Consider the following 16,084-nt stretch of genomic DNA (forward strand, 5'->3'; position numbering starts at 1 on the left):
CTCATTGCTCAAGCAAGCCCCGGTTCTGAGTGATCAGAACCGGGGCTTGTTTTTGCGCGTGGGTGGAAGGCATTGGCTGATACGGAAAGAAGGGCGAACCGGACAGTATGCCTCTCTCAATGTGGTCGCCGGTCGATCGCGTGGAGGCCGGGTATCAGAGCATCTCGGGATTCCGGGTTCGCTCACTGCGTGAGCGCCCCGGAATGACGTTGTGTAGAGCGTCCGAACTCACCACGAGTCATTCCGGGGCGCGCGGAGCGCGAACCCGGAATCTCCTTCGCCCGTGGAGAGAGACAGACACCACAGCTGCACAGCGGCCGAGACGGGGCGGGAAAAACAAGCGGGAAAAGAGACCAAGCCGCGCAAGAGCCAGGCTGGCAAGATCAGGCGGCGAGGGGGCGCTGCTGGCAGGTGCGGGGCAGGCTCACCATCACGATGGTGCCGGCGCCGAGCGTCGAGCGCAGCCGCATCGAGCCGCCGTGTAGATTGACCAGCGACTTGGCGATCGCAAGGCCGAGGCCGGAGCCGTGATAGCTCTTGGTGAGCTGGCTTTCGACCTGCTCGAATGGCTGGCCGAGGCGGCGCAGTGATTGCGGCGGAATGCCGATGCCGGTGTCGGCGATCATCAGCACGATCGAGCCGCCGGCGACGCGTCCGCGCACCGTCACCCGGCCGGCGTCGGGGGTGAACTTCACCGCGTTCGACAAAAGGTTGATCAGGATCTGCTTGATGGCGCGGCGGTCGGCGACGATCGGAATCTGGTCGTTGAGCTCGGAGCGCAGGTCGAGATGCTTGTGCTCGGCGCGGCCGGCCACGACTTTCAGCGACTCGCCGATGGTCTTGGCGAGATCGAGCGGCTCCATCTCCAGCCGCATCCGGCCGGCTTCGATCTTCGACATGTCGAGAATGTCGTTGATCACCTCCAGCAGATAGTGACCGCTGGTCATGATGTCGTGGCAGTATTCCTGATACTTCTCCGAGCCCAGCGTGCCGAACATGCCGCTGCCCATGATCTCCGAGAAGCCGATGATGGCGTTGAGCGGCGTGCGCAGCTCGTGGCTCATATTGGCCAGGAATTTCGATTTGGTCTGATTGGCTTCCTCGGCCCGCCGTTTTTCGTCGGCGTATTTGCGGGCGAGGTCGGCGAGTTCGAGCGCCTGCTTCTCCAGCTTCGACTGCGTGATCTTGAGATCAGCGACGGTGGCGCGCAGCCGCAGATCGTTGTCGACCAGCTTTTGTTCGTGCGCCTTGATCCTGGTGATGTCGGTACCGACCGCGACGTAGCCGCCGTCCTTGGTGCGGCGCTCGCTGATGTGCAGCCAGCTGCCGTCGTCGAGCTGCGCCTCGAAGGTGCGGGCGCCGGGCATCACCGCGCCGTTGTCGCACAGCCGGGTGCGGAGCTGCGGCATGCGGCCGACTTCCAGAATGGTCTCGTAGGAGGTGCCGGGCGTCACCGCCGAGTCCGGCAGCTTATGCAGCCGCTGGAAGTGCGAATTGCACAGCACCAGACGGTTCTCGGCGTCCCACAGCACGAAGGCTTCCGGGATGGTCTCGATCGCGTCGCGCAGGCGCAGATCGGCTTCGACCGAACGCTCGGCAAGGCTCTTCTGCTCGGTGATGTCGACCGCGATGCCGATCAGGTGCTTCTCGGTCGAGCCGGACTCCTGGGTGAGCTCGCAGCGCATCCGCAGCCAGATCCAATGGCCATGAGCGTGACGCATCTGGAAGCTGTGGTCGATGTGATCGACCCGGCCGGCCATCAGTTCGTCGGCGATCGCGAACAGGTCGATGTCCTCGCCCTTCACCAGCGCATTGACCTCACCGAAGGTGAGGAGGTCGTTGCGGCTCTCCAGGCCGAGGATCGTGAACATCGATTGCGACCAGAAGATCCGGCCGCGGCTGAGATCCCAATCCCATAGGCCGCAGCGGCCGCGATTGAGCGCGGTGTCGATCCGGCTGCGCACCGCGTCGTTGATCAGGTCGCCCTCGCGGGCGCGGGTCGACTGCCAATGGAAGGCGAAGCCGAGGATCAGCACCACGAAGCCGGTGGTGGCCGACAGCGTGACCTGCAGTGCGGTGTCCGATCGCAGCACCGAGCCGGTGTCCTCCTGGATGATGACGACCTGACCGGGCAGCGACTTCACCACGTGCATCGTCGCCAGCGCGGAAGCGCCGCCGGGCAGGGTGATTTCAGTGACACCGTTCGACTGACCGGACTTGGTCAACGACGCCGCGCCGAGCACTTCGAGGAAACGGTTGTCGAGGCTGGGTTCGGCGCCGATCGGCACGCGCGCCAGAATCCGCTGATCGGCGCTGGTGACGATGACGTGCCGACCCGCGGCGATGCCCCAGGTCGGGATCAGTCCGGGCAGAAGATTCTGCAGCCGTTCGATCGAGGCAGGGCGGTCGAGCCGGACCACGCCGATATGCTCGAGCCGCTCGGCGATCAGATCGGCGAGTGCGCTGAGATCGCGGTTCATCGCACCGCGCTTCTGCTTGCTCTGCTCAATGATCTGAACAGCGGCACCGAAGAAGATGGTGACCAGAAATGCGATGATCAGCAAAGGCACCGCGCGCCGCAACACCGGCTCTGCATTCAGCAGCCGATGATAGGCGGGTTTAGCGATCGACTGCGCCAATCCTTTAATTGAATCGGATTGAGCGCAGGCGTCCGCTGCCTGCACGCGCGCCATACGTGGCCCCCACCAAGTATCCGTCAGCACCCGTTCGAAGCAGCGAGCGCCGTTCGAATCATGATTAGGATTTGAATCGACTTTTAGGGGGCTGTCGAGAGTCAACGACTCAGCCCGTCGGAAAAATTCTTATCCAAAGGTGAATCGCGCCGACATTTTTTCGTGAGTCGAGTCCGAAACAGGAACGGCCGCAAAGTTTATTGCGCGCTGTTCGTCTCAGTCCGCGTTCGGCGGTTCGGCGTGACTGATCACGCGCTTCACCGAGGGGAACTTGGCGCGCAGCTTCCGCTCGATTTCGTCGACGTGCTCGTGCACCGAGATCACGCTCATCGACGGATCGGCGTAGCAGTGGAAGTTGACGATCTCGCCGGCCTCGGTGTCGCGCACACGGACGCTGTGCACGTCGTGGATCGCGCCGTCGTGGGTGAGGCGGCGCAGCGCCAGCCGAATCTCTTCGACACGCGCGGGCGCGGCATCGGAGCCCTGCGGCAGCTCCGGCTCCAGCGGCTCGATGTGGGTGTCGACTTCGACATCGGCACCGAAGTCCTCGCGGATGTGATCCTCGAGCTTGTGTGCGATGTCGTGCGCTTCGATCAGCGGCATATCGCCGTCGACCTCGAGGTCGATGCTGACAATCAGCTTGTGACCGAGATCGTGCACAGTGACGTGGTGGACCGCGAGACCGGAATTGCGGGCGATCACCATGATGCGCTCGCGCACGCTTTCATTGTCGCGCGCCACCGGAATCGCCGTGAAGGTGAGGTCGGCATCGCCGAACATCGCCGACATCGATTCCTGGGCCTTGCGCTTGATCTCGTCGATGCGATCGATCGGGTAGGTGCGGGGCACTTCGACCAGGGCGTCGATGAAATGCGTCGGGCCGACCATGCGGGCGCGCAGCCGTTCGATGCCGACCACACCCGGCACCGCACCGATCGCCTCGCGTGCTTTGTCAGAGACGCCTTCGGGTGCGCGGTCGAGCAGGGTCTGGATGGTCGAGCGGCCGAGCCGCAGGCCGAGCAGCGAGATCATCACCGCGACGCCGATCGCAGCCGCAGCGTCGCCCCAGTGAAAGCCTGCAGCGGCCAGCGCGAGGCCGGCGATCACCGCGAACGAGCCGAGCACGTCGGAAGCAAAATGCAGCGCGTCGGCGGCGAGCGCCTGGCTCTTGGTGGCGACCGCGGTACGGTGCAGGGCCCAGGCGCGCCACAGATTGACGACGATATCGACGCCGAGAATGGCGAAGGCCAGATACGAGAAGGTCGGCGGCGGCGCGCCTTCGCGCAGCCGGCTATAGGCCTCGACCAGAATGCCGCCGGCCAGCACGTACAGCATCGCGATCACGCCGAGCGCCGACAGGCTCTCGATCTTGCCGTGGCCGTAGTGATGCGCGTCGTCGGCGGGGCGGTCGGAGATCCGCACCACGAACCAGGTGATGATGGTGGCGACCAGATCGATCGAGCTGTGCAGAGCTTCGGAAATCAGCGCCAGCGAACCGATGGCGATGCCGATGGCGAATTTCGCCGCCGCCATAGTGGCACTCGCCACAACGGAGACCGCGGCCACTCGCGACTTGGTGCTGGCGATGTCGTTCATGGCGGGGGATTTAGCAGCCTCGTGCGACGCCGAAAAGGCGCGCGGCCCGTTACCCTAGTGGGTAACAGGTCAGTTTGGACTAGCTGCGAATTAGTCTCAGTTTAGAGCGTGCCGCAGGAGCGTCGTTACAGCGTCACCACGATCTTGCCGAGGTGGCGGTTGGCTTCCATGTGGGCGAAGGCGGCGCCGATCTCCGCGAACGGAAACACCTTGTCGACCGGCACCTTCAAGATGCGTGCTTCGACCGCCGGCCAGATGTCGCCGCGGACCTGGCGGAAGATTTCGCGGACTTCTTCGACGCTGCGGCTGCGGAAGGTGACGCCGACATAGTCGATCCGGCGCGCGGCGTGCAGATCGAAATTGAAGTCCGCATGGGTGCCGCCGAGCCTGCCGACATTGACGATGCGGCCGAGCACCCGCGTGGCGGCGAGGTTCTGGTTGGCGACCTTGCCGGAGACCTGGTCGATCACGAGATCGACGCCGGCGCCGCCGGCGGCGTCGAGCACCTGATCGACCCAGCCGTCGCCGGAGGAGTCGATCGCCAGATCCGCACCGAACTGATGCAGCTTTTCGCGGCGGCTCTTGTCGGTCGACGATCCGATCACCTTGCGGGCGCCCTTCAGCTTGGCGATCTGCATCGCCATCAGCCCGACGCCGGAGCTGGCGCCTTGCACCAGCACCGACTGCCCGGAGCGCAGCTTGCCGATCGCCACCACCGCATTGTGCATCGTGGTGAGCGCGACCGGCAGGGTGGCGGCGTCTTCGAAGCTCATGCCGTCCGGGATCGGCAGCAGCCGGCCGTGATCGGCGAGGGTGTACTCGCCGAACGCGCCGGCGGTGGAGCCCATCACGCGGTCGCCGACCTTGCAGCCATAGGCCTCGTCGCCGAGCGCTACGACTTCGCCGGCGAACTCCATGCCGAGCACCGCGCCCACGCCGCCGGCGGCGCCATGAGCATGGCCCTTGGTCATGCCGAGGTCGGCGCGGTTGAGTCCGCAGGCGCGGACCCGGATCAGGACTTGCGGGCCTTTCGGCGCCGGCTTGTCGACTTCAGTGATGGCGGCGCCGGCGGCGCCGTAGACATAGGCTTTCATCGCAAGCTCGTCCTGTTCTCGCGGCGCCGACCCGGCGCGCGCGTCTTACTCCGCGGCCTCGCGCGCGCCGCCCGAGGTCATGACCTCGAGCCGGCCGCGGATGATCGCCTCCGCCTCGCGCACGATCCGCGACACCAGCTCGGCGCAGCTTGGAATATCATGGATCAGGCCCTGCACCATGCCCGCCGACCATACGCCTTCGTCGGTGTCGCCGTTGACATAGACCATTTTGCCGCGCGAGCCGGCGACCAGCTCCTTGACCTGCTCGAAGGTCGCACCCTGCTTCTCCAGCTCGATCACCTGCTGGCTGATTGCATTCTTGGCGACCCGCGAGGTGTTGCGCAGGGTGCGGAAGATCAGGTCGGTGGAGCGCTCGTCATTGGCGACGATCTTTTCCTTCACCGCCTGATGGATCGGGCTCTCCTTGGTGCACATGAAGCGGGTGCCCATGTTGATGCCGTCGGCGCCGAGCGCCAGCGCCGCGACCAGGCCGCGCGCATCGGCGAAGCCGCCGGAAGCGATCATCGGGATCTTGATCTTGTCGGCGGCGGCCGGGATCAGCACCAGGCCGGGAGTGTCGTCCTCGCCCGGGTGGCCGGCGCATTCGAAGCCGTCGATCGAGATGCCGTCGACGCCCATCCGCTCCGCCGACAGCGCGTGGCGGACGCTGGTGCATTTGTGCAGCACCTTGACGCCGTGCTTCTTGAAGTCCTCGACGTGCTCCTGCGGCTTGTTGCCGGCGGTCTCGACGATCTTGACGCCGCTCTCGATGATGACGCGGCGATACTCGGCGTAAGGCGGCGGCTTGATCGCCGGCAGGATAGTGAGATTGACGCCGAACGGCTTGTCGGTCATCTCGCGGCAGCGCGCGATTTCCTTGGCGAGATCTTCCGGCGTCGGCTGCGTCAGCGCGGTGATCATGCCGAGCGCGCCGGCATTGGCGACGGCGGCGACCAGCTCGGCCCGGCCGACCCATTGCATGCCGCCTTGCACGATCGGATGTTCGACGCCGAAGGCTTCGGTGAAACGGGTCTTGATCATTTGGGTCCCCCTTGGACATGCCGGCGCCTGACGCGCCTGTTGCTGTTGCTGGCGGCCGGGAGATTGCCGAAGCGACAGCGAAATGTCCAATGCGTGGGGAGGGGAGCGGCATCTCACCGAGTCATTCCGGGGCGCTCGCGCCAGCGAGCGAACCCGGAATCTCGGCGGAGTGAAAACAAATTCTGGATTCCGGGTTCGCGCTGCGCGCGCCCCGGAATGACGTGTTGTGGCGAGACAGCGTCAGGCTTTCGCCGCCTGACGGAATTCATTGTGCAGTTCGCCGATGCCTTCGATCGCGATGGTGACGGCGTTGGCCGGTTCTTTCATCACGCCGACGCCGACCGAGGTGCCGCAGCAGATCAAGTCGCCGGGCTCCAGCGTCATGTCGTGCGACAGCAGGCTGACGAGCTTGTGCGGAGTGAAGATCATGTCGGCGACCGGGTAGTTCTGCCGCTCGGCGCCATTCAGAATGGTGCGGATCGACAGCGCCTGCGGATCAAGCCCGGTGGCGATCGCCGGGCCGAACGGACCGAAGCCGTCGAAGCTCTTGGCGCGCGCCCATTGCGGGAAGCTTGGATCGCGGTTGAGGATATCGGCCGCGGTGATGTCGTTGACGCAGGTGTAGCCGAAGATGTGCGACGCGGCGTCGGCTTCGGAAATGTTGCTGGCGCGCTTGCCGATGACGATGCCGAGCTCGCCCTCATACACCACCTTGCCGTCGTAAGAGGCGGGACGGTTCACCACGGCGCCGTGCGATGCGACGCTGGTGGTGGCTTTGAGGAAGTACAAAGGCTCCGGCGGGATCGACTGATTGAGCTTGGCGGCGAGCGCGCGAAAGTTGTTCCACAGCCCGATGATCTTGCCGGGCGCGCATGGGCTGAGCAGCTCGACATCGCCGAGCTGTAGCGTCTGCCCGGTCGGTTTGTTGGCGCCGAACATGTCACCGTCATGCACGGTGATATCGGAATGCGCGATAGTGCCGAACCCGACCGCGCCCTTGGCGCGAAAACGAACCCATTTGGTCACGGCGATAGTCTCCTTTGTCGTTCCTATAACTGAAGCTCTTTCAGCGTCATTGCGAGGAGCGTAGCGACGAAGCAATCCAGCTCCGTGCTTGGCGCTTCTGGATTGCTTCGCTGCGCTCGCAATGACGGGGAGAGGCTTCGTTGCTAACAACCTCGGGATTCCGGGTTCGCTCGCTTGCGCGAGCGCCCCGGAATGACGAGGAGGGCAGTGCGCTCGATTAGTACAGCCCCGCCACCTTGGCGCGCTGGATCACGAGGCCGAGGACGGAGTCGATCGCGGGGGTGGGGATGTTGGTCATCCGGCCCATTTCCTGCACCACGGTGACGAGCGGATCGATTTCCATCGGACGGCCGCGTTCGAGATCCTGCAGCATCGAGGTCTTATGTGCGCCGACCTTGCGGGCGCCTTCGATGCGGCGTTCAACGTCGACGCGGAACTTGACGCCGAAGGTCTCGGCGATCTGCTGCGCTTCCAGCATCATCGCCTTGGACAGTGCCCGCGTCGCCGGATCGGACGCGATCACGTCCAGCGTCGCATGCGTCAGCGCGCTGATCGGATTGAAGCAGACGTTACCCCACAGCTTCAGCCAGATCTCGTCGCGGATGCGGTCGAGGATCGGCGCCTTCAGCCCGGCGGCTTCGAACACCTTCGACAGGTTCTCGACGTCGGGGGTGGTTTCGCCCGACGGCTCGCCGATCGGGAATTTGTCGCCATAGACGTGGCGGATCACGCCGGGCGCTTCGATCTCGGTCGCCGGATAGACGATGCAGCCGATGCCGCGCTCGGGGCCGAGCTCCTTCCACTGCCGGCCGCCCGGATCGATGCTCTCCAGCGTGCGGCCTTCGAACTCATTGCCGCCGTGCTTGTAGAAGTACCAATACGGCACGCCGTTCACCGCGGTGACAATGCGGGTGTGCGAGCCGAGCAGCGGCTTCATCGACTCGATCGCACCGGTGATCGAATGCGCCTTCAGGCAGATGATGATGAAGTCCTGGACGCCGAGCTCGGCCGGCTTGTCGGTGGCGTTGGGCTTGATCACCCGCTCTTCGTCCCCGATCAGCAGCTTGAGCCCGTTCTCCTTCATCGCCTGCAGATGCGCGCCGCGCGCCACCAGGCTGACGTCGGCGGCGCCGGAGTGAGCGAGCTGGACGCCGAGATAACCGCCGATCGCGCCGGCGCCATAGATACAGACTTTCATGCGATTTCCCATCAGACAGACGACAAGACAGGCGTGGCCGTTCGGCCACGCCGCGGTGACACCAGATCGGTCTGCGGCGCGCGCGTTGCCGCCGCGCCGGTCAGACCATTTCGCTCTTGGCGACGACGCTGCGCCGCCAAGGTTTGAGCACCAGCAACGCGAGCAGTGACGCCAGGATGTTGGCGGCTGCCGCGAGCAGGAACACCAGGTCCCAACTGCCGCTCGATTGCTGCAGCGAGTTGGCGAGCGGCACCAGCAGCGCCGCTGTGCCCTTGGCGGTGTAGAGTAGCCCCGCATTGGTGGCGGCGAACTTCGCCCCGAACGTGTCGGTGCAGGTCGAAGGGAACAGCGAGTAGATCTCGCCCCAGGCGAAAAACACCAGACCCGACAGCAGCACGAACCACACCGGATCCTGACCCAGCGCATACAGCGCGTAGATGCCGATGCCTTCGAGCCCGAACGCGATGAACATCGTGTTCTCGCGGCCGATCTTGTCGGAGATCCAGCCGAAGAACGGCCGCGTTAGGCCGTTGAGGATGCGATCGAAGGTCGCCGCGAAGGTCACCGCCGTCATCGTCATCGCCATCAGCGTGACGGGTGTGTCGGCGATCTTCCAGTCGGCAGCGATCGGCTTCAGGTTGGCGGTGACCATCAGCCCGCCGGCGCCGACGATCACGAACATGAAGTACATCAGCCAGAACACCGGCTGGCGCAGCACCTCGGTCGGCCGGTAGTCGCGCCGCGTCTGGAACACGTTGGCGTTGCGGGTGGGCAAGGGCACCTGTCCCGGCTTCGGCGCCAGCAGCAGCAGCGACAGGAACACGATCACGATGCCCTGGCCGAGACCGAAATACATGAAGGTGGTCTGAAAGCCGGAGTCGCGGATCATCGCCTGGATCGGCGCCACGGTGAGCGCCGAGCCGGCCCCGAAGCCGGCCGCCGTCAATCCGGCCGCTAGTCCCCGCTTGTCCGGAAACCATTTCAGCGCGTTGCCGACGCAGGTGCCGTACACCGCACCGGCACCGATGCCGGCGACAATCATGCCAAGATAGTAGCCCGACAGTGTCGTCGCCTGCGCGTTGATCGCCCAGCCGATCGCACACAGGATGCCGCCGATCAGCACCACCAGACGCGGGCCGTATTTGTCCACGAACCAGCCCTCGATCGGCACCAGCCAGGTCTCGAACAATACGAAGAGGGTGAATGCCCATTGGATCGAGGCGCGGTCCCAGCCGAAGGTTTTCTGAATGTCGGGGACGAAGAACGTCCAGCCGTATTGATAGTTGGCGATCATCACCATCGCGCCGACGCCGATGGCGAGTTGCGTCCAGCGATAGCTCTCACTCACGCGCCGCGTCTGCGCGGCGGCCACCCCGTGCACCGTGTCCGTCATGTTTCCTCCGTGAGCCGGCGCCTCTGTCGGGAGCCGTACCGTCGCCATTGTGATCGTGCTAATCACCAGGCGCAAGGAGGGAAATAACAACCTGACTTGTTATGACGTGGGGACGAGTTAGTTCGACCGCGCCCGTGGTATTCGGGCGCGGCGGATGCGATGCAGCAATTATTCCGCCGCTTGCTTGCGCGGCGGGGCGGTCGCGCCGGAATCGTGGATCTCGGCGACGTGCGCGTCGCTGTAGCCGAGGACGTCGCGTAGGATTTCGTCTGTATGTTCACCAAGCAGCGGCGAGCGCTTCACCTCGGTGGGGGAGTCCGACAGCTTGATCGGGTTGCCGACCGACAGGTACTTGCCGCGGGCCGGGTGATCGACTTCGACGATGGTGCCGGTGGCGCGCAGCGACTGATCCTCGGCGAGTTCCTTCATCGACAGGATCGGGCCGCAGGGGATGTCATCGGCGTTGAGGATTTCCATGGCCTCGAACTTGGTCTTGGTCATGGTCCACTGCTCGATCCGCCCGAAGATCTCGTTGAGCCGTGACAGGCGCGCCGGCGGCGTGGCGTAGTCCGGATGGGTCTTCCAGCCGGTCTCGCCGATCACGTCGCAGATCTTCTCCCACACTGGGGCCTGGGTGATGACGTAGATATAGGCGTTCGGATCCTGCTCCCAGCCTTTGCACTTCAGGATGCGGCCGGGCTGGCCGCCGCCGGAATCGTTGCCGGCGCGCGGCACCGCGTCGCCGAACGGGATGCCTTCGCCGAACTGGCTGTATTCCTTGAGCGGGCCGTGGGCGAGGCGCTGCTGGTCGCGCAGCTTGACGCGGCAGAGATTCAGCACGCCGTCCTGCATCGCCGCGGTGACGCGCTGGCCGCGGCCGGTGTGGTGGCGCTGATACAGCGCGGTGACGATACCGAGCGCGAGATGCAGGCCGGTGCCGCTGTCGCCGATCTGCGCGCCGGTGACCAGCGGCAGCCCTTCGCGGAAGCCGGTGGTGGAGGCAGCACCACCGGTGCACTGCGCGACGTTCTCGTACACCTTGCAGTCTTCATACGGACCAGGACCGAAGCCCTTGATCGAGGCGACGATCATCCGCGGATTGATCTCCTGGATCTTCTCCCAGGTGAAGCCCATCCGGTCGAGCACGCCGGGGCCGAAGTTCTCCACCAGCACGTCGCAGGTGCGGATCAGCGCGGTCAGCACCTCCTTGCCCTTCGGGTTCTTGGTGTCGAGCGTGATCGACCGCTTGTTGTGGTTCAGCATGGTGAAATACAGGCTGTCCACCTTCGGGATGTCCTGCAGCTGACCGCGGGTGATGTCGCCGCTGCCGGGACGCTCCACCTTGATGACGTCGGCGCCGAACCACGCCAACAGCTGCGTGCAGGTCGGGCCGGATTGGACATGGGTGAAGTCGAGAACGCGAACGCCGTCGAGCGCCTTGGTCATCTGGTTACTCCGTGGTGTTCAATTTCTTGTCGAGGTCAGCTCTCAGTTCGTCATTGCGAGGAGCGAAGCGACGAAGCAATCCAGCGGCCCGTGCTTGCGTCCTGGATTGCTTCGCCTTCGGCTCGCAATGACGTGGATAGGCGTGCGTCAGGCGAACAGCTCCTGGCCGTGAGTCTCGACATAAGCGGCCAGCCGCAGCGTGTGATCGCGCGCCAGCTTTTCGGCGAGTTCGGTGTCGCGGGTTTCGAGCGCCTCGATCATCGCCAGATGCTCGGGCAGGGAGGCGGCGATGCGCTCCTTGCGGCCGATGGTGAGCTGGCGATAGCCGCGGACGTGGATCAGGATGTCGTTGGTCATGTCGACCAGCACCGGCGACTCGCTCAGCGAGATCAGCGTCTGGTGGAACACGATGTTGGCGCGCGAATATTCGTCGATGTGATCCTGCGGCAGCCGGCCCGGACCGAACTCCTTGAACACGTCGCGCAGCGCTGCAATGTCGCGCTTGCGCGCCACGATGGTGATCAGCCGCGCCGCCATGCTCTCCAGCGCCGCCCAGGCGCGGATCATGTCGACGATCTCGGCTTTGGTCCGGCGCACCACGATGATGCCCCGGCGCGGCACCGCCTTCACCAGGCCTTCCTGCTCGAGCATCGCGATCGCTTCACGGATCGGCGTGCGGCTGACGCCGAGCTTGTCCGACAGCGCGCGTTCATCGAGCATCACCGGCTCGGGCGTGGTGTAGATGTCCATCTTCAGGATCGCCTGCTTCAGCGCCTCGTAGGCCTTGGTCTTGAAGCTGGTCTCCGGCGCGAGCCGCATGATGCCGAGTTCGGGCTCGGCGGGCGTCTCGTTCGGAGTGGGGCGGGCACGCGCGATCATGGAGGTCCTTAGGCGGGGGTAGGCCGCCGTCGACCCAGCTCTGGCATACCAGATGCCAAGCGGTCAAGGCGTTCTCAAAGGAGTTTGTGCGTTCGCGGAGTGTTCGCGGGACGTTCTGGCATGCCAACATTTGGAGGTGCGGTGGTCGGCTTTCCCGGCGGGAAGCGGGGGCTCGATTACGATCAGAGGCGCGGGTCGTTCGTGTTGGTCGGCTGTCGCTCACCGTGGAGTGATCGCTGCACCGCGCAACGCTGTTTGCTTGCGTGGGTTAGGAAGCAGACCTATCCTCACTCCATTGCGGCATCAGACCAGCAAATCGGGAGGACCTCATGGCCTGGAAGAAACCGGAAATCGTCGAGATCGCGGTCGGCATGGAAATCAACATGTACGCCTGCGCGGCGCGCAAGTAATCGAATCGCAGCTTCGTTGTGACGACGGCGCACGCCGCGGCCGGCAGTTTCTGTCGGTCGCGACGGTGAGCGTTCGTGTGTCGTCGTTGAAGACTTCAGTGGAAGGCGGTCGATGCTGCGGGTGATCGTTCTCGGCGCCGCAGCCGGCGGCGGGGTGCCGCAGTGGAATTGCGGTTGTCCGGTCTGCCGCGCGGCCTTCGCCGATCCAGAACGTCGCCGCACTCAGGCGTCGGTGGCCATCAGTGCCGATGGCGCGCACTGGTTCCTGATCAACGCCGCCCCGGATTTACGCCAGCAGATCATCGCCACGCCGCAACTGCATCCGTGGCCCGGCGCGCTCCGCCACAGCCCGATCGCCGGTGTGATCCTGACCAATGGCGAGGTCGATGCCGTGACCGGCTTGCTGTCGATGCGCGAGGGCTCGCCGTTCACGATCTATGCACACGCCAAGGTACTGGCGATCCTGAAGGCCAACAGCATCTTCAACGTGCTGAATGAAAAGCTGGTGGCACGGCAGCCGATCGCGGTCGATCAGCCCTTTTCACTTCGGCTGCCGGACGGCGCGCCGTCCGGCCTCGAGGTGAGCGCCTTTACGGTGCCGGGGAAGGGCGCTTGGTATCTCGAAGGGCAGACCCATCCCGGTGGTGCGGACGGCGAGGGCGATACGCTCGGCCTGACCATCACCGAGACGTCGAGCGGCCAGACGGTTCACGTCCTGACCGCGTGCGCGCGCGTCACCGACGATCTCAAGGCACGGCTCGCTGGCGCGCCGCTCTTGCTGTTCGACGGCACGGTGTGGCGCGACGACGAACTGATCGCCGCCGGCCTCGGCACCAAGACCGGCCAGGCGATGGGGCACATCGCGATGGCGGGCGATGATGGCGCGATCGCTGCGCTGGCGGATCTCGGCATCGGGCAAAAGCTGTTCGTTCACGTCAACAACTCAAACCCGGCGCTGCTGGCTCACTCGGCCGAGCACGGGCAGATCGAAGCGGCCGGCTGGCAGATCCCGGCGGACGGCACGGAGGTGATGCTGTGAATGCGATGACCGCGTTTTCGTTGAACAGCGCCGCGCCGCTCGCCAATGCCGACGAGCTTGAAGCGGCGCTGCGGCAGATCGGTGCTGCGCGCTATCACAATCTGCATCCGTTTCATCGCCTGCTGCATGGTGGCAAGCTCAACAAAGGCCAGGTGCAGGCCTGGGCGCTGAACCGCTATTATTATCAGAGCTCGATCCCGATCAAAGACGCGGTGGTGATCTCGCGATTTCGCGACCGCGCCACCCGCGTCGAGTGGCGACACCGGATCGAGGATCACGACGGCGATCTTGGTAGCGAAGGCGGCATCGAGCGCTGGCTGAAGCTGACCGAAGGTCTCGGCCTCGACAGCGCTTATGTCGAATCCACCCAAGGCATTCTGCCGGCGACACGGTTTGCGGTGGACGCCTATGTGCATTTCGTCCGCGACCGCACACCGCTGGAAGCGATCGCTTCGTCGCTGACGGAATTGTTCGCGCCCAATCTGCACGAGGAGCGGATCGCCGGGATGCTGGCGCATTACGACTTCGTCAACCCACAGATCATGAGCTACTTCAAGCGCCGGCTGGAGCAGGCGCCGCGCGATGCCAACTTTGCGCTTGCTTACGTCAAGCAGCACGCCACCACGCCGGCCGAGCGCGAAGCCGTGTGCAACGCGCTGATCTTCAAGACCAACGTGCTTTGGGCGCAGCTCGACGCTCTGCACCACGCCTATGTCGATGGCCACATCCCGCCCGGCGCCTTCGTGCCGGAAGGAGTCTGAGCCGATGGCGCCGCGCCGGATCAGCGTCAGCGAGGGGAGCCGTCCGGTGTTGCCACGGCACGCCCGTCTGAAGTTCGACGACACCCGGCAGCGCTGGGTGATCCTGGCGCCGGAGCGGGTGCTGGCGCCGGACGAGATCGCGGTCGAAATCCTGCAGCTCTGCGACGGCGCGCGCGATGTGGCGGCAATCATCGATGCGCTGGCGGCGAAGTACACGGCCGACCGTGGCGAGATCGGCCGCGACGTGGTGGCGATGTTGCAGGACCTCGCCGACAAGGGCTTTCTCACCGAGGCGCGGGAGACCGCGCCGTGACCGAGACTGCCACCAGCGTTGCGGGTTCCGATGGCGTCGCCGTGCTGGAGAAGCCTGGCAGCGTCGCGGAGACGTACGGCATTCCGCTCGCCGTGCTGCTGGAGCTGACGCATCGCTGCCCGCTGCAATGCCCGTATTGCTCCAATCCGCTGGAGCTGGAGCGGGGCGGCGCGGAGCTGTCGACCGACGAGTGGAAGCGGGTGCTGCGTGAGCTTGCGAGCATCGGCGTGCTGCAGGTGCATTTCTCCGGTGGCGAGCCGACCGCGCGCAAGGATCTGGTCGACCTTGTGCGCCACGCCACCGAGGTCGGGCTCTACACCAATCTGATCACCTCCGCGGTGCTGCTGAGCCGCGAGCGGCTGACGGCGCTGGCCGATGCTGGTCTGGCGCATGTGCAGATCAGTTTTCAGGGCAGCGAGGCAGAGATCGCCGACCGCGTCGGCGGCTTTGCCGGCGGGCACGCCAAGAAGCTCGAGGTCGCGCGCTGGACCCGTGAGCTCGATCTGCCGCTCACCGTCAATGCGGTGATGCACCGGCAGAACCTGCACCTGCTGCCCGACATCATCGAGATGGCGGTGCAGCTCGACGCCGACCGGCTCGAAGTCGCCAATGTGCAGTATTACGGCTGGGCGCTGAAGAACCGCGCCGCGCTGATGCCAACGTTGCAGCAGATCAAGGATTGCACCGCGACGGTCGAGGCGGCACGCGAACGGCTGAAAGGCGTTCTGGCGATCGACTATGTGATCCCGGACTACTACGCGGCACGGCCGAAAAAGTGCATGGGCGGCTGGGGCCGGCAGTTCTTCAACATCTCACCGAGCGGCAAGGTGCTGCCGTGCCATGCCGCCGAAACCATCACCGGGCTCGACTTTCCGTCGGTGAGGGGCGGCGCGTCGATCGCCGAGATCTGGCGGAACGCCGAGGCATTCAATCGCTATCGCGGAACCGGATGGATGCAGCAGCCCTGTGCCAGCTGCGCCTTCAAGGAGATCGACTTCGGCGGTTGCCGCTGTCAGGCCTTCGCGCTGGCCGGCGATGCCGCTGCGACCGACCCAGCCTGCGCGCTGTCGCCGCTGCACGACCGCATCTTCAAGACCGCAGAAGCGGAGGCCGCGTCTGGCAGCGACCGCTTCCTGTATCGCAATTTTGCGGGTGGGACGGTCGAGGGCTCGTAGCATAATCTCGCCACGTCATT

The 16,084-nt window shown here is 65.0% G+C and carries 14 protein-coding genes; 5 read left to right on the forward strand and 9 right to left on the reverse strand.

Annotated features, from left to right (window positions below):
* Window positions 1-383 precede the first annotated feature (383 nt).
* The 9 genes from RPPS3_RS09805 to RPPS3_RS09845 all read right to left on the reverse strand — a co-directional run bounded on the left by RPPS3_RS09805 (window position 384) and on the right by RPPS3_RS09845 (window position 12,366).
* Window positions 384-2,693, reverse strand: coding sequence for a PAS domain-containing sensor histidine kinase (locus tag RPPS3_RS09805; RefSeq protein WP_107343902.1), 2,310 nt, complete (start codon window positions 2,691-2,693; stop codon window positions 384-386).
* Between the two features lie 216 nt (window positions 2,694-2,909).
* Window positions 2,910-4,289: a cation-efflux pump gene (locus tag RPPS3_RS09810; RefSeq protein WP_107343903.1), complete on the reverse strand. Its 1,380-nt coding sequence runs from the start codon at window positions 4,287-4,289 to the stop codon at window positions 2,910-2,912.
* A gap of 125 nt (window positions 4,290-4,414) precedes the next feature.
* Window positions 4,415-5,383, reverse strand: coding sequence for a zinc-binding dehydrogenase (locus RPPS3_RS09815; RefSeq protein WP_107343904.1), 969 nt, complete (start codon window positions 5,381-5,383; stop codon window positions 4,415-4,417).
* A 45-nt stretch (window positions 5,384-5,428) separates the two neighbouring features.
* Window positions 5,429-6,424, reverse strand: a complete 996-nt coding sequence (locus tag RPPS3_RS09820; RefSeq protein ID WP_107343905.1) for an NAD(P)H-dependent flavin oxidoreductase — start codon at window positions 6,422-6,424, stop codon at window positions 5,429-5,431.
* A 240-nt stretch (window positions 6,425-6,664) separates the two neighbouring features.
* Window positions 6,665-7,450, reverse strand: a complete 786-nt coding sequence (locus tag RPPS3_RS09825; RefSeq protein ID WP_107343906.1) for a fumarylacetoacetate hydrolase family protein — start codon at window positions 7,448-7,450, stop codon at window positions 6,665-6,667.
* A gap of 217 nt (window positions 7,451-7,667) precedes the next feature.
* Window positions 7,668-8,648 carry a 2-dehydropantoate 2-reductase gene (locus tag RPPS3_RS09830; RefSeq protein WP_107343907.1) on the reverse strand — a complete coding sequence of 327 codons (981 nt, stop codon included), beginning with the start codon at window positions 8,646-8,648 and terminating at the stop codon, window positions 7,668-7,670.
* 100 nt (window positions 8,649-8,748) lie between these two features.
* A complete protein-coding gene (gene oxlT / locus RPPS3_RS09835; protein ID WP_107343908.1) occupies window positions 8,749-10,041 on the reverse strand; it encodes an oxalate/formate MFS antiporter in 1,293 nt (430 codons plus the stop codon).
* Between the two features lie 168 nt (window positions 10,042-10,209).
* The gene (gene frc, locus RPPS3_RS09840; RefSeq protein WP_107343909.1) at window positions 10,210-11,487 is read right to left on the reverse strand and encodes a formyl-CoA transferase; all 1,278 of its coding nucleotides are present in this window, start codon (window positions 11,485-11,487) and stop codon (window positions 10,210-10,212) included.
* A gap of 147 nt (window positions 11,488-11,634) precedes the next feature.
* Entirely contained in the window at window positions 11,635-12,366 is a 732-nt protein-coding gene (locus tag RPPS3_RS09845; RefSeq protein WP_107343910.1) for a GntR family transcriptional regulator, read from the reverse strand.
* 329 nt (window positions 12,367-12,695) lie between these two features.
* Between RPPS3_RS09845 and pqqA the strand changes: the two genes are divergently transcribed.
* The 5 genes from pqqA to pqqE all read left to right on the forward strand — a co-directional run bounded on the left by pqqA (window position 12,696) and on the right by pqqE (window position 16,064).
* Window positions 12,696-12,776: a pyrroloquinoline quinone precursor peptide PqqA gene (gene pqqA, locus RPPS3_RS09850; RefSeq protein WP_013503240.1), complete on the forward strand. Its 81-nt coding sequence runs from the start codon at window positions 12,696-12,698 to the stop codon at window positions 12,774-12,776.
* A gap of 112 nt (window positions 12,777-12,888) precedes the next feature.
* Window positions 12,889-13,815: a pyrroloquinoline quinone biosynthesis protein PqqB gene (gene pqqB, locus RPPS3_RS09855; RefSeq protein ID WP_107343911.1), complete on the forward strand. Its 927-nt coding sequence runs from the start codon at window positions 12,889-12,891 to the stop codon at window positions 13,813-13,815.
* Window positions 13,812-14,576, forward strand: a complete 765-nt coding sequence (gene pqqC, locus RPPS3_RS09860) for a pyrroloquinoline-quinone synthase PqqC (protein WP_199852204.1) — start codon at window positions 13,812-13,814, stop codon at window positions 14,574-14,576. The genes pqqB and pqqC overlap by 4 nt, the downstream gene beginning before the upstream one ends.
* 4 nt (window positions 14,577-14,580) lie before the next feature.
* A complete protein-coding gene (pqqD, locus tag RPPS3_RS09865) occupies window positions 14,581-14,889 on the forward strand; it encodes a pyrroloquinoline quinone biosynthesis peptide chaperone PqqD (protein WP_107343912.1) in 309 nt (102 codons plus the stop codon).
* Window positions 14,886-16,064 (forward strand): pyrroloquinoline quinone biosynthesis protein PqqE, encoded by a 1,179-nt coding sequence (pqqE, locus tag RPPS3_RS09870; RefSeq protein WP_107343913.1) that lies wholly within the window; start codon window positions 14,886-14,888, stop codon window positions 16,062-16,064. The genes pqqD and pqqE overlap by 4 nt, the downstream gene beginning before the upstream one ends.
* Window positions 16,065-16,084: the final 20 nt, after the last annotated feature.

The sequence above is a fragment of the Rhodopseudomonas palustris genome (genome assembly GCF_003031265.1).
GTDB classification, from domain to species: domain Bacteria; phylum Pseudomonadota; class Alphaproteobacteria; order Rhizobiales; family Xanthobacteraceae; genus Rhodopseudomonas; species Rhodopseudomonas palustris_H.

Bases quoted from the DNA above. Each gene is read 5' to 3' on its own strand.
- pqqD (WP_107343912.1), top strand. From the start codon at position 14,581: ATGGCGCCGCGCCGGATCAGCGTCAGCGAGGGGAGCCGTCCGGTGTTG.
- RPPS3_RS09830 (WP_107343907.1), bottom strand. From the start codon at position 8,648: ATGAAAGTCTGTATCTATGGCGCCGGCGCGATCGGCGGTTATCTCGGC.
- RPPS3_RS09810 (WP_107343903.1), bottom strand. From the start codon at position 4,289: ATGAACGACATCGCCAGCACCAAGTCGCGAGTGGCCGCGGTCTCCGTT.
- pqqB (WP_107343911.1), top strand. From the start codon at position 12,889: ATGCTGCGGGTGATCGTTCTCGGCGCCGCAGCCGGCGGCGGGGTGCCG.
- RPPS3_RS09845 (WP_107343910.1), bottom strand. From the start codon at position 12,366: ATGATCGCGCGTGCCCGCCCCACTCCGAACGAGACGCCCGCCGAGCCC.
- frc (WP_107343909.1), bottom strand. From the start codon at position 11,487: ATGACCAAGGCGCTCGACGGCGTTCGCGTTCTCGACTTCACCCATGTC.
- RPPS3_RS09805 (WP_107343902.1), bottom strand. From the start codon at position 2,693: ATGGCGCGCGTGCAGGCAGCGGACGCCTGCGCTCAATCCGATTCAATT.
- RPPS3_RS09815 (WP_107343904.1), bottom strand. From the start codon at position 5,383: ATGAAAGCCTATGTCTACGGCGCCGCCGGCGCCGCCATCACTGAAGTC.
- pqqA (WP_013503240.1), top strand. From the start codon at position 12,696: ATGGCCTGGAAGAAACCGGAAATCGTCGAGATCGCGGTCGGCATGGAA.
- oxlT (WP_107343908.1), bottom strand. From the start codon at position 10,041: ATGACGGACACGGTGCACGGGGTGGCCGCCGCGCAGACGCGGCGCGTG.
- RPPS3_RS09820 (WP_107343905.1), bottom strand. From the start codon at position 6,424: ATGATCAAGACCCGTTTCACCGAAGCCTTCGGCGTCGAACATCCGATC.